We start from the raw sequence: 19666 nt of genomic DNA on the forward strand, positions 1-19666 counted from the left end.
AATTAAAAAAACCTTACTTTTTGTAGTAAGGCTGTATTAATTACGACAAAAGATCTTCATTTTCTTCTTCGTGATCATCTTCATTATCGCTGAGACTGTAATAATTATTTTCTTCATCTTCAGATCCGATTTCTTCCATCTCATCATCGGCGCTTGCACCGGGGACATCCAAATTTTCGTCTAAATCACTTTCTTCGGTTGATTCGGCGCTAATTGGATTTCCGTTTCCGTCCAGCGAAATATGTTCTTCCTGATTGAAAATATCATTTTCAGGATCGTAGTTCATCTGCTCCAGCTTTTCTTTTTGTTCATGCGTGTTATTCTGCGGTTTCATAATATAAGATTTGGTGTAATTATACTGCGACAAAAATGATTCCAATTTCTTTGAAAAAAGACAGCTTCAAAAAAACGTAATCCTTTTAATAATTGAAAAAAATCTATATTTGCGCTTGATATTTCAATGAAACAGGTGAATCGTGTGCAAATCACGAACTGTCGCGCAACTGTAATCCGCTGTCGGAAAGTCAGATCCCTACTTTGAAATTACAAATGCTTTCGCGATTTGAAGCAGAAAATTCAACGGACCATTCGTTCAGCTTTTTCTGTTCATTTCAATTATTAATGTTTTAATTCAATAACAATGAACTACGAAGAAAAAATCCAAAATTCCGAAACAAAAGTTTTCAAAGTCGTTTTTCCCAATATTACGAATCATCATAATACCATGTTTGGCGGAACGGTGATGGAAATGATGGATGAAGTCGCTTTTATGACCGCTACCCGATTTGCCAGAAAATCTTTTGTAACGGTAAGTTGCGACCGAATCGATTTCAAAAAACCTATTCCCGCAGATACTTTGGTAGAACTTATCGGCCGGGTAAAATATGTGGGAAACTCCAGTTTAAAAGTGAATATCGAGGTTTATGTGGAACAGATGTACGATGAAATAAGGGAAAAAGCGGTTTCCGGCGATTTTACTTTGGTCGCTATCGGTCCTGACAAAAAACCTGTGAAAATCTTTGAAAGAGAAGAAACGACGAACCAATTATAAATAAAAAATCCACGATGAAGTGGATTTTTTGATGTTATAAATCGTCATCAAGCATTTGATTTTTATTTTTTTCCCAAGCATCACCGTATGCTTTTTCCTGATTTTTCCAGGCTTTGGGAGGAACTGCGTTTTCCGCTTGCAGAGGCCGGTCATTGATAATTATTTCGTCTTTTTTGTCGCTTTCGTTTCGAATCACCCGATCGTCAATACCAGGAATTTTGATGATTCTGCTGTCTTTTTTGTCGGTATCTTTATCTTTGTTTTTCATGATAGAAGGTTTATAATGGGATTGGACATTCTTAAACAAATAGTATTCCGAAATGAAACTGTATCTTCTGCAATAAAATGTAAGGAATGAAGAATATCAGTACCGAATTTTAAAGTGAAACATCTTTTTTATTAAATGGAATTTTTTCTTCCGCATCATTAGAAAACGGTAAAAAAAATCTTTATCATTCCCAAATAATTCTTAATTTTTATTATTAAATTTGCCCTGATTGATATTATGGAAAAAGACAAAAAAAAACTCACCCCTAAACCGGCAGACCAAAACAAAACCCTTTCTAAACCGCGCATATTTTTCGGTATTTTATTTCTCGTGTTTTCGGTAGTCGCTGCCCTGTCGTTCATTTCTTATTTAATGAACTGGAAAGCGGATCAAAGCCAAGCTGGAACCATGTTGGATAAAACCATCAAATCGTCGAACATCTTTGGAAAAATCGGTGATTGGCTCGGCAATATTTTTATTTTTGAAAGCATCGGTATTGCAGCATTTCTGGTTGCTTTTCTCTTTTTCGTTTTTGGAATGATGATTCTGAAAAAAAATTATTTCAAACCGTGGAAAACCATTGGTCATTCCTTGTTTTTCATCTGTTGGCTTCCTATTTTTATGGGCGCACTCACCAAAGGCGACGGCGTTTTGAGCGGCGTTTACGGATTCCAAATCATGGATTTTTTAAATGCTGTTATCGGATCTGCAGGATTATGGATGGTGATTTTAGTAAGTATGGGTTTGTATTTTATTCTGGAATTTAATCTTCGTCCGAGCAGTATTAAAGCAAAACTGAGCAATTTAAATGACAGCACCATCGGTCGTGTCAAAGGAATGATGCCGCGTTCAGAAGAAAATTTTGAAGCTGATGAAGAATTGGAAGAACAGGCTCAGCAGGATGCGCCGAATGTTACGGTGACCGAAGTGAATCCGCAGCAGGAAGTTCTTCATAAAGAAATTGAAACCATTAAAACTCCCAATCAAACCTCGTTTGAAGAGGTTGAAGAAAAAACAACGGTTACTTTAAGTCCAGCTGCTTCTACAGCGGAAAAACCGAATGTTCCTAAAAATGATGATATTGATTTTAAAGTTGAAGTGGCAAAAACTATTGACATCATTGATGAAAGTGACCGCAAATCTCAGGAATTAGTTGATAAACACGGTTATTATGACCATCGACTGGAACTCGCTAAATTCCAGATGCCAACGATCGATTTATTAAGAGATTATGGCAATGAGGAAATCTCCGTTAATAAAGAAGAATTAGAAGAGAACAAAAATAAAATCGTCGGTTTATTGAAAAACTTTAATGTCGGAATTTCTGAAATTAAAGCGACGATAGGACCCACTGTTACGCTTTACGAAATCGTTCCGGAAGCTGGAATTCGTGTAGCATCGATTAAAAAACTTCAGGACGATATTGCTTTGAATCTATCGGCCTTAGGAATTAGAATTATCGCCCCGATGCCTGGAAAAGGAACGATCGGAATTGAAGTTCCAAGAAAAAACCCCTCTATGGTTTCCATGCGAAGTGTTATTGCTTCCCAGAAATTTCAAAATTCAGATATGGATTTGCCGGTTGTTTTTGGAAAAACAATTTCCAATGAAATCTTTATGGCCGATTTAGCAAAAATGCCACACTTACTGATGGCAGGTGCTACCGGACAGGGAAAATCTGTCGGGATTAATGCAATCTTAACTTCTCTCCTTTATAAGAAACATCCGAGTGAATTGAAGTTTGTAATGGTGGATCCTAAAAAAGTAGAACTTTCGCTTTATTCAAAAATTGAAAGACATTATCTGGCAAAACTTCCTGATGGCGAAGATGCGATTATTACCGATACACACAAAGTGATCAATACATTGAATTCCCTGTGTATCGAAATGGATCAGCGTTATGATTTGCTGAAAAACGCTTTCTGTAAAAATATAAAAGAATACAATAAGAAATTCTCTGAGCGAAAACTGAATCCAGAAAACGGACACCGCTATTTACCTTATATCGTTTTGGTAGTCGATGAATTTGCAGATTTAATTATGACCGCCGGAAAAGAAGTTGAGCTTCCGATCGCCAGATTAGCACAGTTGGCGAGAGCGGTAGGAATTCACTTAATCGTTGCAACCCAAAGACCTTCGGTAAACGTAATCACGGGGATGATTAAAGCGAATTTCCCTGCAAGAGCGGCTTTCCGTGTGATTTCAAGTGTAGATTCCCGCACGATTTTAGATTCTCCCGGAGCAGATCAGTTAATCGGGAAAGGTGACATGCTTTACTTTAATGGAAATGAAATTATGCGTTTGCAGTGTGCTTTTGTAGATACACCGGAAGTTGAAAAAATTGCCGAATTTATCGGTGAACAGAAAGGATATGCAAGTGCATTTATGCTTCCGGAATATTCTTCTGACGAATCTACTTCTACAGTGAACGCCTTTGATCCCAACGAAAAAGACGCTCTTTTCGAAGATGCTGCGAGAATATTGGTTTCTACCCAACAGGGTTCTACCTCAATGCTGCAAAGACAACTGAAATTAGGTTATAACCGGGCCGGAAGAATTATGGATCAGTTAGAAGCCAGTGGCGTTGTAGGAGGCTTCAATGGAGCAAAAGCGAGAGAGGTGCTAATCAGCGACTTAAATTCTTTGGAACAGTTTTTGGAAGAATTGCGAAAGTAAATTTTAACCTTAAACAACAGTTTAACTTTAAGGCTGATAATTCAACCAAAAATAAAAAAGAATGAAAACGATATTGAAAAAAATCTCAATTGTAATGATGGTTGCCGCTACCACTGCAAGTTTTTCTGCCCAGAAAATCGATGCGAAAGCAAAAACCATTTTAGATGCCATTGCCACCAGTTATAAAAGCAAAGACAACGTCTATTTTAAATTTGTTTATGGAACGGGAACCGGTAAAAAAGTAACCAAAACCGAACCCGGAATATTTTATTCTGCCAAAGACCTTTATAAATTAAAAATCATGGGTACTGAGCAGATTTTTGATGGAAATAAAATCTACAGCATTTCTGACGAAGACAAAGAAATTACCGTGGCAAAACCAACCGGAAGCGAGCAAATGTTCTCCCCACTTACTTATATTGAACAATACAAAAAAGGATACAACGTAAAATATGCCGGAAAAGTAACGGTAAACGGAGTAAGCTGCGATTATATTAAATTAACCCCGGTTAAAAATAATGGAATTAAAGAGGTCAACCTTTTTGTAAATTCGGCAAAAAAGCAAATTGTAAAAGTGGAACAGTTCTCCAATGACAACGCTGTTTCAGTAATTGCCATTAATAATTATAAAGAAAATCAGAAGTTGAGCAGCACCATGTTTACCTTCAATAAAGATCAATATAAAAATTATTTTGTCACCGAACTTTAGAACACATTAAATCACGATAAAAAAGTCACAAAGGGAACATTTCTTTTGTGGCTTTTTTGGTAAATTTGACTTATGATAAAAAAACTCGACGGCTACGTCATCAAAACTTTTTTCGGCCCGTTTCTTTTCATATTCAGTGTGCTGTTTTTCATTTTTGTGGTCAACATCATCTGGATCCGATTGGCGCAGTTTACCGGTAAAGGTTTGAGTTACTGGGAGATTTTGAAATTGCTTTCTTATCTTTCCGCAATCGTAGTACAACTGGTATTGCCCCTGACAATTCTGCTCTCTTCCATAATGACTTTTGGTGATTTTGGCGAACGTTATGAGTTGGCGGCCATGAAAGCAGCCGGTATTTCGCTCACCAGGATTATGTTGCCATTGTTTGTCACTACCCTATTCTTTTCTGCTTTCCTGTTTTTCTTCTCCAATAATGTGGTACCCGATTTCCAACGCAAGGCGAAGAATATGCTGTATAATATTGCCGCAACCAAACCTGCGCTGAACTTTACACCGGGACAATTCCTTCAGCAACTTCCGGGTTATAGTGTGAAATTTGATAAAATAACGGGTGAAAATGGTGAAAATTTAACAGGAATTTTTATTCATAAAATGGCGACTTCTTTTGAAGACCAGCAATCCATTGTCGCAGAAAAAGGAAAATTCGTTCCTGCAGATAATCCTAATTATTTAAAATTGGTTTTATTTAATGGCCATATTTACGAAGATCATTTGAATGGAATCGATTATAATGCCCGGTTAAAACAACCCGATCAGGCGATAAAATTTGATACTTTAGTTTCGCATTTTAATATTTCTGAAATCATTGACAAAGCGATTGAAGCAGAAAAAATCACCGATGACTACTCTTTTCAGAATGTTGTTGAACTGAATACTACTATTAAAAAAACCAAGAAAAGCAACGATGATATTATGAATAACATGACTTACGAACTGGTCAGCCAGGCCAACAGTTACGTAAGTTATGTAGATAAATCGAAGGCAAAAATTCCTGTCACAGCTCCTGTAAAAACAGATACGGTCAACAGTAAAAAAAAGGAGGAAATGCTCTATTCTGCGTATAACAAATTAGAAAACATCAAGCAGTCGACGTTGGGTAAAGAGGGACAGCTTAAAGATATGCACGCCTATTTTGCACGCGTAATCATGCATCAACAAAGAATTGTTTCCTATTCCGTTACCTGTCTTATTTTCTTTTTAATCGGGGCAAGTTTAGGTTCGATTATCCGAAAAGGAGGTCTAGGATTGCCGGTAGTTATTGCTATTGTAATATTTATCCTTTTTTATGTTCTCAATCTTTCTGCAGAAAATATTGCGTGGTCTGGGGGAATAGATCCTTATCTGGCAGCCTGGTTGCCTAACCTTGTACTGCTTCCGTTTGGCGTTTGGTTAACTTATAAAGCATTAACAGATTCCCAACTCTTCGATGCTGAAAAATACAAATCGATGTTTAAACCGCTTATCAACAGGTTTTCAAAAAATAAGGAACATCAGCGGTACCGCTAAAAAATCTAGTATTCATATTTATAAAGGATGGTTCGCCATCCTTTTTCTGTTGACTGAAAATTAATCTGATCAGCCTTTTTCAGGAATAAAAACTGGTTAAAAAAACACCTCTCCGAAAAGCACAAAAAAAGTTTATTGAAGAGAATCAATAAACTTTAATTTTTAATCAATCAATTTCTTAAATGATCAACTTCAATTTACTTCAAATATTTCGTAATAGAATCACTTGTCGGTTTCGTTGTGCTGATAAATGAATCAATTAAATGACCGTTTTCGTCGATCAGGAACTTGGTGAAATTCCACAGAATGGTCGTATTTTTAACACCGTTTAAATCCTTATCTGTAAGGTATTTGAAAATGGGTGCAATATCTTCTCCTTTTACAGAAACTTTTGCCGCCATGGGAAAAGTAACGCCGAAGTTTTTCTCACAGAAAGCCCCGATTTCTTGATTGCTGCCCGGCTCCTGGCCACCGAAATTATTGGCAGGGAAACCGATCACCACTAATTTATCGGGATAATCTTTCGACAGTTTTTCCAAATCAGCGTACTGAGGAGTAAATCCACATTCAGACGCGGTATTTACAACTAAAATCTTCTTGCCTTTAAAATCGGCAAAGTTGATTTCTTTCCCATCTAAACTTTCTACTTTGTAATCATAAATTGTATTTTCCATCGTATTGTTGGTGGTTTTGATCTGTGAAACATCGTTCTTCTGATTTTTGCAGCTTTGTAAAAAAACGCCTGAAGATAACAGAATTATAAATAGCTTTTTCATTACTTTAAAATTTAAAAGTATTCGCCGGGAATACCTTGTTGGTTTCTATTTTATTTAAAATCATTACAAAATCACTGTCTTTTTTCGGAGATGAAGATTCGATCCGGTAAGGCATCATCACAGATCCTACCATTTTATAATCAGAATATAATAATGTTTCATCTTTCTTAATTTCCTTCAGCAGCATATATGTTTTAGAATCAAAAAAATAGAGTGTTTTATTTACATTTTTAGTCAGTTCTACTTTATGGCAATAAATATCGCCCACTTTTTCTTTACCAAGGTATTTCGCATCAAAACCTTTATTTTCCCAGTCGATAAAATCGTTATCGAAACTCTCAGGCACATAATTCGGATATTCCTGGATTTTGTTGGCTGCATAATTCATTGCATATCCTTTTGTTCCATCGTAACCTTCTACTGCAGTTTCTTTTTTACCAATGGTAATAGTGGTTTTGGTAAGATTTGGTCTTTGCTGATAAATCTTAATCGGATATTCATCATTGATTCCTAAAGTCACTCTGCCCTGTAATAAGACGGAATTTAATAATTTCCAATTGGTTAATCCACCTGTTAATTCTATATTTTTGTCGATAATTTCTTTGGCTGTTTGCGCTGAAACTATAGAACCTATTGCCATTAATAAAACTAAAAATAATTTTTTCATATAATAAAATTACGCTCCGAAGGCGTTTTTTACAAAATTAACTGTTTACAAAAATACTGTTTTGCCTGACCAATTTTCAAATATATACTTTTTGAAATGAAATGCTAATGATTTTAATTATGGGTAATGCTTATTTAACCAATTTTAAGAATGTTTATCCTAATATATTTTGAAGAATCTCTTAAGAATTGCTATTATTTTTCAGAATCCTCCGAGCTTTTTCTAAATCTTCCGGCACATCAATCCCGACCCCCACGAAATCGGTTTCAATCATTTTGATCTTCATGCCGTACTCCAGATAGCGGATACACTCAATTTTTTCTGCGATTTCCAGAGGACGCATTTTCAATTTTGCAAAATTCAGCAAAGCGCTTTTTCTAAAAGCATAAACGCCGATATGTTTAAAATATTCTGCTGTGACAGAGGTGTCCCGCGGATATGGAATTACCGAACGGCTGAAATAGAGTGCCAATCCCTGATTGTCAGTAATCACTTTTACGTTATTTGGATTTTCGATTTCCTCCATTTCCGTCAGTTTTATTTTTAAGGAAGCCAACGAAATTTGCCCGTCCAAATCATCATTAAAAACAGAGATCAGTTTTTTCAATGGTTCTGTCTTCAGAAAAGGTTCATCGCCCTGAACATTCACCACAATATCGCAATCGATATTTGATACAGCTTCTGCGATTCGGTCGCTGCCGGTTTCGTGTTTACCGGTCATTACAACATTCCCACCTGAGCTTTGGATTTCATTAAAAATAATTTCGGAATCGGTTGCAACGAATACTTCATCAAACAATTCCGTTTCTACTACATTTTGATACGTGGTTGCAATGACCGTTTTTTCACCCAAAATCTGCATGAGTTTTCCGGGAAACCTGCTGGCTTCGTAACGGGCGGGAATAACAGCGATAGTCTTCAAATTAATTGTATTTTTTTAATATTTTCTCCAAACGCTCATCGGGTTCATAGTCTAAAACATCAATAAGTTTTACATTTTTGAAATCAGGATGAGTCGTATTTATAATGATATTGTGATTTTCAGGAAGAACAGAAGGAACTTTTAACATTAAAGTTGCCCGCCGGTAGAAATTTTTCTATTGCAAAAACGAATTTTTTCAACATGATTTAAAAAACTAAACCAATTTGATCAAAGCATTTTCCAATCTCGGCAACATATTTTTGATTTCATCTAAAGAAACTCCTCCTGCCGAAGCACGGAACCACGGCATATTGCGAGAATTTCCGAAAGCCGAAAACGGAACCAAAGCAATTCCCGCTTCTTCAATCAAATAGAAAACAAGATCAGAAGAATCTGCAATTACATTTCCATCAGGTTTCGTTTTTCCGATATAATCTAGTTCCACTGTTAAATAAAGCGCGCCCATCGGCTGAATACTTTCCACAGAAAAGCCTTTATGTTTAAGATTCTGAATTCCGTTGTGAAGAACAGTTAAACTTTCCGCGATTTCTCCTTTAAAATGATTCACGAATTTATCCACTTTTTCCGGATGATTCAGTAAAACTGCCACGGCTTCCTGTTCAGGTTTTGGCGCCCAGGCTCCAATGTGTCCCAGCAAAGCTTTCATTTTATCGATAATTAAAGACGGTCCAAAACTCCAGCCTACACGGATTCCGGTAGCAGCAAAGCATTTGGAAGCACCATCAATATAAATTGTATAATCTTTTAATTCAGGATACAAAGAAACAGGATCGAAATGCTTGCCCCCAAAAGTCAGCATCGCGTAAATTTGATCGTACATCAAATACAAAGGCTTTTCTCCGTCGCTGCGATTTTTATTTTCCTCCAGAATCAGTTCACAAATTTCAGCGAGCTGCTGTTTCGTAAACATCGTTCCAGTAGGATTCAAAGGCGAACAAAGCGCAATTAAAACCGCTCCTTTTAAATGAGGTTTTAAGTCAGCAGCAGTCGGTAAGAAATTATTTTCCGCTGTAGTTTCCACTTCTACTTTCTGCGCTTCCGTCAAATAAGAATAGTGATTGTTATTCCATGATGGCACCGGATAAATGACTTTATCATCCGGATCTACAATTGTTTTAAATGCCGCGTAAATCAACGGTCTGGAACCGCCGGCAACCAAAATATCATTTTCGGAATAATCCAGATTCCAACGGTTTTTAATGTCTTTTGAAATCGCTTTTCGCAAAGACAAAAGGCCGTTCGCAGGCGGATAATTGGTTAAATTATTCTGATAAGCTTTCTGAATTTCCTCTTTTAATAAATCCGGAATAGGATAAATATTGGAATTGAGATCACCAATCGTAAGATTCGCAATTTCTGCGCCCTGTGCTTTCAAATCATTGACTTGATTTCCTATTTTGATAATTTCTGAGCCAATGAGATTGGCGGCCAATTTTGATATTTTCATTATTTTTTAATTAAACGAATTATTTTGAACTTCATTGATAATCTCATTCAAAAATACAAATTTTAATTGCTGCAGATATCAATTAAAGCAAGAACGGCTAAAAAAAATTGGTAAAAATTTCATCAACTTTTACCAATTATTAATAAACAGATTTTTACAAATTCAAATCCTGTTTTACAATTTTGATTTTTTCTTCCAGAACCAGCAGTTTTTCTTTAAATTCCTGTGCAGAATTTATCGCATCTTTCACAGAAACGTAGAATTTAATTTTTGGTTCTGTTCCGGATGGGCGAACACAAACTTTCGTGCCATCTTCCGTATAATAAATCAAGACATTCGACTTTGGAATGTCATTCATCACCGATTTTTTATTGTCCAGAAGATTCAAAGAAGTTTGTTCCTGGAAATCTTTTACGACGGCCACTTTGGAACCTGCAATTTCTTTTGGCGGATTTTCACGGAAATCTTTCATCATCTGCTGAATTTCTTCGGCACCGGTTCTCCCCTTTCTCACCACGTTTACCAATCCTTCATAATACATTCCGAGGTCTTTGTAAATATCGATCATGTATTCGAAAACCGAACTGCCGTTGGCTTTACACCAAGCTGCAATTTCGCAGGCGAGCAAAATTGAACCACAGGAATCTTTATCGCGAACAAAATCTCCGGTCATAAAACCGAAACTTTCTTCACCCCCACAAATGAATTTTTCTTTGCCTTCGAAATCACGGATCATTTTCCCGATCCATTTAAAACCGGTTAATCCAACTTTGCAGTCAACGCCAAATTTTTCAGCAATATCATAGAAAATATCAGAAGTTACAATCGTAGAACCGATGAATTCTTTTCCGGTGATTTTTCCGGCTTTTTTCCATTGGTCTAAAATGTAATAGGTTAAAATCGTATTGGTTTGATTTCCGTTCAAAAGTTGCATTTCACCTTCTAAATTTCTGACCGCAATTCCCAGTCGGTCTCCGTCTGGATCCGTTCCCAGAACGATATCGCCATTGGTAATCCTGGCTAAATCCATCGCCATTTCCAACGCTGCCGGTTCTTCCGGATTGGGCGAATCAACGGTGGGGAAATTCCCACTCGGAATCATCTGTTCTCTCACCAAATCAACTTTTTTGAAGCCTGCTTTTTTCAGCGCCTGAGGAACAGTTGCATATGTAGTTCCATGGATTGAACTGAAAACAATATTCAGATTATCTCTGCCAACATTCTGGTAAAGAGAGTTTTCCATACAGGCATCGATATACACATCATCCTGTTCCGGACCGATCCATTCGATCAAATCGTCGTTTCCGCTGAATTTAATTTCATTGAATTTTACCGAATAAACTTCTTTAATAATATTCTCATCATCTGGCGGAACAATCTGCGCGCCATCGTTCCAATATACTTTGTAACCGTTATATTCAGGTGGATTGTGAGAAGCGGTCAATACGATTCCGGCGTTGCATTTCTTATCTCTCACCGTGAAAGAAAGTTCCGGCGTTGGACGGTGTTCTTTGAATAACAAAACTTTGATTCCGTTGGCCGTTAAAACATCGGCACACATTTTCCCGAATTCTTTTGAATTATGCCGAACATCGTAAGCAATCGCAACTTTAATTTCCTGATTCGGAAACTGCTGATGAAGATAATTTGCTAAACCTTGAGTTGCTTGACCAAGCGTATATTTATTCAAACGGTTGGTTCCAACGCCCATGATTCCACGCATTCCGCCTGTTCCGAATTCTAATTCCCGGTAAAAAGAATCTTCTAATTCATCCGAATTCGTATCGATCCAGTTTTGAATAGTTTTTTGTGTTTCTTCATCGAAAGTATCTGTTAACCAGAGTTTTGCTTTTTCTAAGGTGGTCATATCTTATTCTTTTTTTATTTAAAATTTTTCAGAACCGCTTAGTCCAATTCTTTATGTTGAACCGTTGCTGTCTGTTCTATTTTCAAGGCGCTGATCGGCTCGTTATAATACGTCAGTTTCGCCGTATTTTTAATGCTTCCTTTTAAAGAATCTTTCACATTTACTTCCGCATAATTTCCATTTTTTGATTCAATCTTTAAATGGTCAATCATCCAGTAAGGAGCGATAATGCTTGCGGTATCAGAGATTTTCAAAACCGCGTTTTTTGTTTTGCCCAAAAAGTTAGCGCGGCTTTTTTCAGTCATTTCAACTTCTGCTTTTCTGGAATTGACCGACCCAATAAATTTAGCGTTATTTTTTAAAGTAAGTTTAAAATTATCCGTCTTTATTTCGCTGGAAATATTTAATTCAGCAGAATCAGACATGGATACTTTTTCCAGATTATATTTCGAATAAATGGTGATATTGTAGAAATCGACACCCTCTGTTTCGCGGTTTTCCGAAATGGTTAACGTTTTATCTTTTACTTTGATTTTTAAATTACCGCCTACATTTTTATAAGTTTCAACATTCACAAAACTGCTGTCACTTTTAATATAAAAAGCCCGGAATTTACCGTTGAGATTAAGATTTACAAAATCCTCCACCTTAATATCGTTGCTTACAATATCTCCTTTCGGCGAAACTTTTCCGCAGGAGAACAAACTGAATATGAGCAGTGTATAAATTAAATTCTTCATTATTAAATTTTCTAAAACCAATTTTTCCGGATCAATGCCTTTACCGATTTTCTAAAGCCTTTATATCACTTCCTCCACGTGATAATTCTCGTGCTGTCTGTTGGTTCTGATAATCATTTCTCCCAGAAATCCTGCGATGAATAGAAGCGTTCCCAAAACCATCATGGTTAAAGCAATAAAAAACCAGGCATTATTGGTTAAAAGATGACCATAAATTCCACGGGAAACATCTATTAATTTTGAAATTCCGAGCCAGAAGGCAGATAAAAATCCTGCGATAAACATCAATGTTCCTGCTGCTCCGAAAAAATGCATCGGTCGCCCGCCAAACCGGCTTACAAACCAAAGGGTAATTAAATCTAAAAAGCCGCGGACAAAACGCTCCGTTCCAAATTTAGAACTTCCATACGGTCTTGCCTGATGCTGCACCGGTTTTTCAGTAATCTTCCTGAAACCGGCATTGGCAGCCAAAACGGGAATATATCGGTGCATATCTCCATACACATCGATGGATTTTACCACCTGTTTTTTATACGCTTTCAAGCCACAATTAAAATCATGAAGGGAAACTCCAGAAATACTTCTTGCAGCAGCATTAAAGATTTTAGACGGAATATTTTTGGTCATTACATTATCAAAACGTTTCTTTTTCCAGCCCGAAACAATGTCGTAACCTTCCGTTTTAATCATGTCATATAATTCAGGAATTTCTTCGGGAAAGTCCTGTAGATCGGCATCCATCGTGATAACAACCTCTCCGTTTGCTCTTGCAAAAGCGGCGTGCAAAGCTTGAGATTTACCGTAATTTCTGGAAAATTTAATTCCGTGAATTTGCGGATACTGCACTTTTAAATTTTCGATAATACTCCATGAAAGATCGGTGCTTCCATCATCTACAAACCAGATTTCGTAGGAAAGGTTATGGGAATTACAAACTTTGTCGATTCTTGAAAAAAGTTCGTCGAGAGATTCTTCTTCGTTGAGAAGTGGTATGATGATGGATAAATTCATTGATAATAATAGATTATTGAGACAAAATTAGGGGTTTATTTTTTTTAATCAGCAATTGTGCAAATGATTAAAATCAAAGTTCTGATCTGCTGCGGAAAAAACTGGCAAAAAACGTAGATAAAATCACGTAGAAAACAAGAATTGCGGCGAAATAATAAGTGAACTGGCGAAAGCTGAAAAAATCTTTATCCTTGGTCATTTCGTGGGAAATACGCAGCTTGTTCTGTTGGTATTCGGTTTCCAGTTCCGCTTTCTGCTCCTCAGTTTTTAGGATGGGTTTCGCTTTATTGTACTCGTTATCCATTTCAATCTTCTGTCTTTCAAGGTATTGAAAATTCAATAAATCTTTGGCAGCCGGATCTACAAAGTTTAAAAACAGAAACATGGTGAGGACTGATAAAAACCCGCCAAAGAACATGGGTTTAAAAGCGCGGCCAAAACCTTCCCGAAACCCTATCCTGATTCCTGCTTTTCTCAGCGAATTTACGGAGATATAGGCACCCGCCAAATAAATAACCGGCATCACAAAGGAATTCATAAGCATCGTATTATCGAAATAATCGGTATTCATTCCGAAAAAATACATTCCAAAGAAAACGACCATTGTGGCAATAAACAGCATGAAACCAATGGTATAGACATTTTTTATCATATTTAAAGTACTAAATTTTATTATTTTTTTGTTTTGAATTTTGAAATTTGAATTAAAGGCGTATATTTGCAACGGCAAGTCCTAAACAACCAGCTCCTGAGACTCCTCCAGGGTGGGAACGCAGCAAAGGTAATCGGTTGTAGCGGTGTGATTTAGGTAGCTTGCCATTTTTTGTGCCTTATAGTCTCGTTTTTATTTCACTTAAAGTTTTTTCGTCCGTCCAATTCTCTTTGGTTTTAAGATAATTAATCTGCATATCTGAAACTTTAAATTATTTTGTGAATTCCCGAAACGTTTTTCTTTTACTCAATTCTTCTTTTTAAATTTCAAAATCTTCACCTAATTTCGGTAAAGTGAATTCGATATTTCTTTCTGAAAAGAGCTGATAAGCATCCTCGTGATTGATTTTAATCGGCGGGAACGTATCGAAATGACAACCTATTACTCTTTTAGTTTTTAATAATTCTGCTGCTGCAAAACTTGCTTTGCGGGCACACATGGTATAATGCGAACCAACGGGAAGAATTGCCACATCGATGTTGCCAAACAGTTTTGGAAACATTTCCATATCTGCCATTACCCCGGTATCGCCTGCCAAATAAATATTTTTACCGGGAAATCTGAAAACATATCCTGCAGGTTCGCCACCGTACGTTCCATCAGGGAAAGAACTGGTATGGCTTGCCGGCACCATTGATATTTTCAAATCTTCAATCTTTGCAGAACCCCCGAAATTAATATCAACCGAATTCTGATGACCAAAATAGCCGCAAATTTCCGGTTGACCGATTACAGTTGCATCCGGGTGATGTTGCAGCACTTCTTTTACATCAGCAATATGATCGCCGTGAGCATGGGTAATCAACACATAATCGATCTTCTGTACTTTGATATCAAAACCGGATTTCTCTTTCTGATAATTATAAAAAGGATCAGATAATATATTTTTTCCTTTATAGGTGAACAAAAAACAGTTTTGTCCGAGAAATTGTATTTTCATTGTAGAATCCATCATCTTGATTTTTAAATTTTAATTAAAATAATTGAGCCCTGCTGCAACCAAAACAGCCATTGTCAAAGTTAAAATCCCTACCTGCTTTAAAAACGGATCGAGTTCTTTCGGTTCTTTTACCTGCATGATTTTTCTTCGAAGCGCCGTCATCGGAAGCATCAGGATAAAAAAGATAAATGCATAATATTTTCCTTCGGTATGCAAACCGTTCATCATCATAAAAACCAATATTAAAAGCAAAGGCAATTGCAACAGGATTATTTCATACACCATTGCTCCTTTAAAACCTAAACGTAATGCTAAAGTTTTCTTTCCGCTCAAGGCATCACTTTCGATATCCCGCATATTATTCAGATTCAAAACTGCGGCACTCAATAAACCTACTGCTGTAGCTGGTAACAGCACATCCCAGTCGAAATGTTTGGTAAAAAGGAAATAACTTCCACCCACCGAAACCAAGCCGAAAAAGATAAAAACCATGATATCGCCCAGACCTAAGTAACCGTAAGGTTTTTTACCGATCGTATACCCAATCGCGGCTAAAATACAGGCAACTCCCAATCCCACAAAAGTGTAAAATTCATTCATTAGGTTTTCTCTAAAGAATGCCAAGTACAAAAGCGCAACTGTGGCAACCAGAGATAAAACAGAAAACAGGATTACAGCATTTCGCATTTGAGTTGCGGTGATTCTTCCAGAAGCTACGGCTCTTTGCTCTGCTTCATTGGCTCTTAACTGATCGGTTCCTTTGATTCCGTCGCCATAATCATTGGCAAAATTCGAGAGAATCTGATAGAGTAACGTGACCAGCATTGCCATTGCAAAAATTGTCCAGTCCCATGTTCCGCCACTTTCATGAATTCTCCATTTTGCAATAAAAGAACCCAAAATTATTCCACTCATCGAAAGTGGTAATGTTCGCAGACGCGCTGCTTTTATCCAATCTGTCATAGTTTAGAGATTTGAGATTTAGAGATTTGAATTAAGAGACCAGTCTATTTTTTTGAATATCCATTATCTCCTGTCTTACAGTCTCCTATCTCATTTAAGAGATCCATTTATTATCGCCGAAATCGGGTTTTCTTTTTTCGAGGAAGGCATTTCGTCCTTCTTTTGCTTCTTCGGTCATGTATGCCAAACGGGTAGCTTCGCCGGCAAAAACCTGCTGCCCCACCATTCCGTCGTCGGTTAAATTCATCGCAAATTTCAGCATTCTGATGGACATTGGCGATTTCCCCAAAATCTCTTCCGCCCATTCGTAAGCGGTATCTTCCAGTTCTGCATGGGGAATTACAGCATTCACCATTCCCATATCGGCAGCTTCCTGAGCAGAATAATTTCTTCCTAAAAAGAAAATTTCTCTGGCTTTTTTCTGTCCCACCATTTTGGCTAAATATGCAGATCCGTATCCGCCATCAAAACTGGTAACATCGGCGTCGGTCTGTTTAAAAATCGCATGTTCTTTACTCGCTAAAGTCAAATCACAAACGACGTGCAGCGAATGCCCGCCACCTACAGCCCAACCATTAACCACTGCAATCACGACCTTCGGCATGAAACGGATCAATCGCTGAACTTCTAAAATATTCAGACGGTGTCTTCCGTCTTCACCTACGTAACCCTGTTCTCCACGTGCTTTCTGATCACCGCCACTGCAAAAAGCATGGCCTCCATCTTTCGGACTTGGTCCTTCGCCAGTGAGTAATACCACTCCTACCGAAGCATCTTCGGAAACGTGGTAAAAGGCATCATATAATTCTGAGGTTGTTTTCGGACGAAACGCATTGCGTACTTCCGGTCTGTTAAAGGCGATTCTTGCGACTCCTCCTTTTTTTTGGTAGGTAATATCTTCGTATTCTCTGACGGTTTTCCAGTCTGTCATTTTGCGTAAAATTTTGCGTAAAGGTAAGGAAAATAAAAAGCCGGGTCAAAACGAAAATAGGTTTATATTGGTAGCATTTCGCTGTGATTAGGAGCAACGCTATTATTTTTTTTTCAGGAACCTACAGTTGCTTTCCGCTGTAATTCCCCACGCGAGAGACCAATGCTTACTTTCTCTGACCTTTCCTAATTCAAGCAGATTTTCTTCACAAATCTTAAAGACGTAATAATTTGGCAATAGTGGCAATCTCTCTTACAATCCTCCAAAAAAGATTTGGTCAGGCTGAATTATTCGATTTTTACTGCAGGAACAAATATAGATTATTTTGTAACTACGACCGTTCTGAAACCTTCCGAGATCTTCCGTTTTGGCACCCGAAACAGCTACTTTCCAGTGAAACACTCATGCCTTTTTTGCTCTTTTGAATAACTTCATTTTACAAAAACTTTTGTCCCTTTTGTGGTTGAAAAATTTTCAACATTAAGAAATTAAGTGGAATAAAATTTCATTCGAAAAGTGAAACACGCATGCCTTTTTTGCTCTTTTGAATAACTTCATTTTACAAAAACTTTTGTTCCTTTTGTGGTTGAAAAATTTTCAACATTAAGAAATTAAGTGGAATAAAATTTCATTCGAAAAGTGAAACACGCATGCCTTTTTTGCTCTTTTGAATAACTTCATTTTACAAAAACTTTTGTCCCTTTTGTGGTTGAAAAATTTTCAACATTAAGAAATTAAGTGGAATAAAATTTCATTCGAAAAGTGAAGTGCGCATGCCTTTTTTGATCTTTTGAATAACTTCATTTTACAAAAACTTTTGTCCCTTTTGTGGTTGAAACATTTTCAACATTAAGAAATTAAGTGGAATAAAATTTCATTCGAAAAGTGAAACACGCATGCCTTTTTTGCTCTTTTGAATAACTTAATTTCATGAAATTTTTGTTCCTTTTGTGGTTAAAAAATCTTCAACATTAAGAAATTAAGTGGAATAAAATTTCATTCGAAAAGTGAAGTGCGCATGCCTTTTTTGCTCTTTTGAATAACTTCATTTTACAAAAACTTTTGTCCCTTTTGTGGTTGAAAAATTTTCAACATTAAGAAATTAAGTGAAGTAAGATTTCATTCAAAGTGAAACACGCATACCTTTTTTGATCTTTTGAATAACTTAATTTTCATGAAACTTTTGTTCCTTTTGTGGTTAAATTTTTACTTTTCACATTATACAGCTCCATAAACCAGCTCAAATCCCGACGCTCTACCCAAAGCATTTTTGCCGAAGCGGTTTTTCATGCGGTCCATGGCCTGGTAGAGATTCATGAGTTCTTCGCTGTCTTCGAATAAATTCATCTGATAGGTTCCGTGCACGAGATTGGTAAACCGCAAACCGACCAGCCTCAGGCGCATCCGCCGCGTGTAGAGTTTTTCAAACAGATCCAAAGCGACTCTTGCCAAAGTATGATCCAGGGAAGTATAAGAAATTTTGCACTGTTTCGTTTCCGTATCGAAATTGGCGTATCGGATTTTTAAAACGACCGTGGAAGTCAGCCATTTTTCCTGTCTTAATTGATAAGCCAGAGATTCTGCCATGCTCGAAATCAATCTTTTTAATTCGAATAGATCCATCGTGTCATTCGTAAAAGTATGTTCACTGGATAATGATTTTCTTTCCGAATACGGAACCACCGGCGTCAAGTCGATTCCGTTGGCTTTTTTCCAGAGTTCGCCACCGTTTTTCCCGATCATTTGCTGCAGAACCAAAACGGGCATTTCTGCCAAAGTCTGAATGGTTCTGATTCCGACACGCGACAATAATTGAAAAGTGACATCTCCGACCATGGGAATTTTCCTTACCGATAAAGGATTTAGAAATGGCTGTATGTTCTGTGCCGGAATCTCCAATCTTCCGACCGGTTTAGATTCTCCGGTGCCGATTTTGGAAACCGTTTTGTTGGTGGATAAAGCAAAACTTATCGGTAAACCCGTATTTTTCGTGACAGAATCTGCAATTTCCTTCGTCCATTGATAGCATCCGAAAAATTTGTCCATGCCCGATAAGTCCATGTAAAATTCATCGATGCTGGCTTTTTCCAAAACGGGCACTTTTTCCTGAATAATTTCGGTGACTTCTTTGGAAAATTTGGAATACCGTTCGTAATCGCCGCGGATGACTTTTGCTTCCGGACATAACCTCATTGCCATTTTGATCGGCATGGCAGAACGTACGCCGAAATAGCGCGCTTCATAAGAACAGGATGCCACCACTCCACGGTCGCCACCACCGATGATAACGGGAATCCCGTTGAGTTTTGTATCCTGTAATCTTTCACAGGACACAAAAAAAGTGTCCAGATCCATATGTGCAATTGCTCTTTCCATGGGTACAAAATTAGTATGATTTATATCAAAAATCCGTATCTTTGTTGCTATAATTTGTATCA

Annotated in this window: 18 protein-coding genes and 1 other RNA gene; 5 read left to right on the forward strand and 14 right to left on the reverse strand. The window is 37.2% G+C overall.

Translation table 11 applies throughout. The features are described 5' to 3' along the window. Positions 1-40: 40 nt before the first annotated feature. Positions 41-334 (reverse strand): hypothetical protein, encoded by a 294-nt coding sequence (locus NBC122_RS12210; protein ID WP_133440641.1) that lies wholly within the window; start codon positions 332-334, stop codon positions 41-43. Positions 335-640: 306 nt separating this feature from the next. On the opposite strand from NBC122_RS12210, the gene NBC122_RS12215 reads away from it, so the two are divergent. Continuing rightward, positions 641-1051, forward strand: coding sequence for an acyl-CoA thioesterase (locus NBC122_RS12215; protein WP_133440642.1), 411 nt, complete (start codon positions 641-643; stop codon positions 1049-1051). 34 nt (positions 1052-1085) lie between these two features. On the opposite strand, the gene NBC122_RS12220 is transcribed toward NBC122_RS12215, so the two are convergent. Then, entirely contained in the window at positions 1086-1319 is a 234-nt protein-coding gene (locus tag NBC122_RS12220; protein ID WP_133440643.1) for a hypothetical protein, read from the reverse strand. Between the two features lie 237 nt (positions 1320-1556). On the opposite strand from NBC122_RS12220, the gene NBC122_RS12225 reads away from it, so the two are divergent. From NBC122_RS12225 to NBC122_RS12235, 3 genes are all read left to right on the forward strand, one after another. After that, on the forward strand, positions 1557-3995 hold the full coding sequence (locus tag NBC122_RS12225) for an FtsK/SpoIIIE family DNA translocase (protein WP_133440644.1): 2439 nt from the start codon (positions 1557-1559) through the stop codon (positions 3993-3995). A gap of 61 nt (positions 3996-4056) precedes the next feature. Next, positions 4057-4704: a LolA family protein gene (locus NBC122_RS12230; protein ID WP_133440645.1), complete on the forward strand. Its 648-nt coding sequence runs from the start codon at positions 4057-4059 to the stop codon at positions 4702-4704. Positions 4705-4776: 72 nt separating this feature from the next. Next, positions 4777-6231, forward strand: a complete 1455-nt coding sequence (locus NBC122_RS12235) for an LptF/LptG family permease (protein ID WP_133440646.1) — start codon at positions 4777-4779, stop codon at positions 6229-6231. 197 nt (positions 6232-6428) lie between these two features. On the opposite strand, the gene NBC122_RS12240 is transcribed toward NBC122_RS12235, so the two are convergent. From NBC122_RS12240 to NBC122_RS12280, 8 genes are all read right to left on the reverse strand, one after another. Then, positions 6429-6905 carry a glutathione peroxidase gene (locus NBC122_RS12240; protein ID WP_373456859.1) on the reverse strand — a complete coding sequence of 159 codons (477 nt, stop codon included), beginning with the start codon at positions 6903-6905 and terminating at the stop codon, positions 6429-6431. Between the two features lie 106 nt (positions 6906-7011). Next, the gene (locus tag NBC122_RS12245; protein WP_133440649.1) at positions 7012-7674 is read right to left on the reverse strand and encodes a histidine kinase; all 663 of its coding nucleotides are present in this window, start codon (positions 7672-7674) and stop codon (positions 7012-7014) included. A gap of 181 nt (positions 7675-7855) precedes the next feature. After that, positions 7856-8596 carry a 3-deoxy-manno-octulosonate cytidylyltransferase gene (kdsB, locus tag NBC122_RS12250; RefSeq protein WP_394345885.1) on the reverse strand — a complete coding sequence of 247 codons (741 nt, stop codon included), beginning with the start codon at positions 8594-8596 and terminating at the stop codon, positions 7856-7858. A gap of 214 nt (positions 8597-8810) precedes the next feature. Further along, entirely contained in the window at positions 8811-10064 is a 1254-nt protein-coding gene (locus NBC122_RS12260) for a pyridoxal phosphate-dependent aminotransferase (protein WP_133440651.1), read from the reverse strand. 154 nt (positions 10065-10218) lie between these two features. Continuing rightward, positions 10219-11931, reverse strand: coding sequence for a phospho-sugar mutase (locus NBC122_RS12265; RefSeq protein ID WP_133440652.1), 1713 nt, complete (start codon positions 11929-11931; stop codon positions 10219-10221). 38 nt (positions 11932-11969) lie between these two features. After that, positions 11970-12671 (reverse strand): GIN domain-containing protein, encoded by a 702-nt coding sequence (locus NBC122_RS12270; RefSeq protein ID WP_133440654.1) that lies wholly within the window; start codon positions 12669-12671, stop codon positions 11970-11972. 60 nt (positions 12672-12731) lie between these two features. Further along, positions 12732-13682: a glycosyltransferase family 2 protein gene (locus tag NBC122_RS12275; RefSeq protein ID WP_133440655.1), complete on the reverse strand. Its 951-nt coding sequence runs from the start codon at positions 13680-13682 to the stop codon at positions 12732-12734. Between the two features lie 73 nt (positions 13683-13755). Further along, positions 13756-14334 (reverse strand): DUF4199 domain-containing protein, encoded by a 579-nt coding sequence (locus NBC122_RS12280; RefSeq protein WP_133440656.1) that lies wholly within the window; start codon positions 14332-14334, stop codon positions 13756-13758. A gap of 72 nt (positions 14335-14406) precedes the next feature. Between NBC122_RS12280 and ffs the strand changes: the two genes are divergently transcribed. Next, positions 14407-14504: signal recognition particle sRNA small type (gene ffs / locus NBC122_RS12285), an RNA gene on the forward strand. A 149-nt stretch (positions 14505-14653) separates the two neighbouring features. Here ffs and NBC122_RS12290 read toward each other — a convergent pair. The 4 genes from NBC122_RS12290 to dinB all read right to left on the reverse strand — a co-directional run bounded on the left by NBC122_RS12290 (position 14654) and on the right by dinB (position 19604). Then, positions 14654-15334 (reverse strand): metal-dependent hydrolase, encoded by a 681-nt coding sequence (locus tag NBC122_RS12290; protein WP_133441124.1) that lies wholly within the window; start codon positions 15332-15334, stop codon positions 14654-14656. 30 nt (positions 15335-15364) lie between these two features. Next, positions 15365-16297 carry a 1,4-dihydroxy-2-naphthoate octaprenyltransferase gene (gene menA, locus NBC122_RS12295; RefSeq protein ID WP_133440657.1) on the reverse strand — a complete coding sequence of 311 codons (933 nt, stop codon included), beginning with the start codon at positions 16295-16297 and terminating at the stop codon, positions 15365-15367. A gap of 94 nt (positions 16298-16391) precedes the next feature. After that, complete coding sequence (locus NBC122_RS12300; protein WP_133440658.1) at positions 16392-17228, reverse strand: 1,4-dihydroxy-2-naphthoyl-CoA synthase; 837 nt, start codon at positions 17226-17228, stop codon at positions 16392-16394. A 1218-nt stretch (positions 17229-18446) separates the two neighbouring features. Next, a complete protein-coding gene (gene dinB / locus NBC122_RS12305; RefSeq protein WP_133440660.1) occupies positions 18447-19604 on the reverse strand; it encodes a DNA polymerase IV in 1158 nt (385 codons plus the stop codon). Positions 19605-19666 lie beyond the last annotated feature (62 nt).

Source organism: Chryseobacterium salivictor (assembly GCF_004359195.1).
GTDB lineage: Bacteria > Bacteroidota > Bacteroidia > Flavobacteriales > Weeksellaceae > Kaistella > Kaistella salivictor.

Bases quoted from the DNA above. Each gene is read 5' to 3' on its own strand.
- NBC122_RS12210 (WP_133440641.1), bottom strand. From the start codon at position 334: ATGAAACCGCAGAATAACACGCATGAACAAAAAGAAAAGCTGGAGCAG.
- NBC122_RS12215 (WP_133440642.1), top strand. From the start codon at position 641: ATGAACTACGAAGAAAAAATCCAAAATTCCGAAACAAAAGTTTTCAAA.
- NBC122_RS12220 (WP_133440643.1), bottom strand. From the start codon at position 1,319: ATGAAAAACAAAGATAAAGATACCGACAAAAAAGACAGCAGAATCATC.
- NBC122_RS12225 (WP_133440644.1), top strand. From the start codon at position 1,557: ATGGAAAAAGACAAAAAAAAACTCACCCCTAAACCGGCAGACCAAAAC.
- NBC122_RS12230 (WP_133440645.1), top strand. From the start codon at position 4,057: ATGAAAACGATATTGAAAAAAATCTCAATTGTAATGATGGTTGCCGCT.
- NBC122_RS12235 (WP_133440646.1), top strand. From the start codon at position 4,777: ATGATAAAAAAACTCGACGGCTACGTCATCAAAACTTTTTTCGGCCCG.
- NBC122_RS12240 (WP_373456859.1), bottom strand. From the start codon at position 6,905: ATGGAAAATACAATTTATGATTACAAAGTAGAAAGTTTAGATGGGAAA.
- NBC122_RS12245 (WP_133440649.1), bottom strand. From the start codon at position 7,674: ATGAAAAAATTATTTTTAGTTTTATTAATGGCAATAGGTTCTATAGTT.
- NBC122_RS12260 (WP_133440651.1), bottom strand. From the start codon at position 10,064: ATGAAAATATCAAAATTGGCCGCCAATCTCATTGGCTCAGAAATTATC.
- NBC122_RS12265 (WP_133440652.1), bottom strand. From the start codon at position 11,931: ATGACCACCTTAGAAAAAGCAAAACTCTGGTTAACAGATACTTTCGAT.
- NBC122_RS12270 (WP_133440654.1), bottom strand. From the start codon at position 12,671: ATGAAGAATTTAATTTATACACTGCTCATATTCAGTTTGTTCTCCTGC.
- NBC122_RS12275 (WP_133440655.1), bottom strand. From the start codon at position 13,682: ATGAATTTATCCATCATCATACCACTTCTCAACGAAGAAGAATCTCTC.
- NBC122_RS12280 (WP_133440656.1), bottom strand. From the start codon at position 14,334: ATGATAAAAAATGTCTATACCATTGGTTTCATGCTGTTTATTGCCACA.
- NBC122_RS12290 (WP_133441124.1), bottom strand. From the start codon at position 15,334: ATGAAAATACAATTTCTCGGACAAAACTGTTTTTTGTTCACCTATAAA.
- menA (WP_133440657.1), bottom strand. From the start codon at position 16,297: ATGACAGATTGGATAAAAGCAGCGCGTCTGCGAACATTACCACTTTCG.
- NBC122_RS12300 (WP_133440658.1), bottom strand. From the start codon at position 17,228: ATGACAGACTGGAAAACCGTCAGAGAATACGAAGATATTACCTACCAA.
- dinB (WP_133440660.1), bottom strand. From the start codon at position 19,604: ATGGAAAGAGCAATTGCACATATGGATCTGGACACTTTTTTTGTGTCC.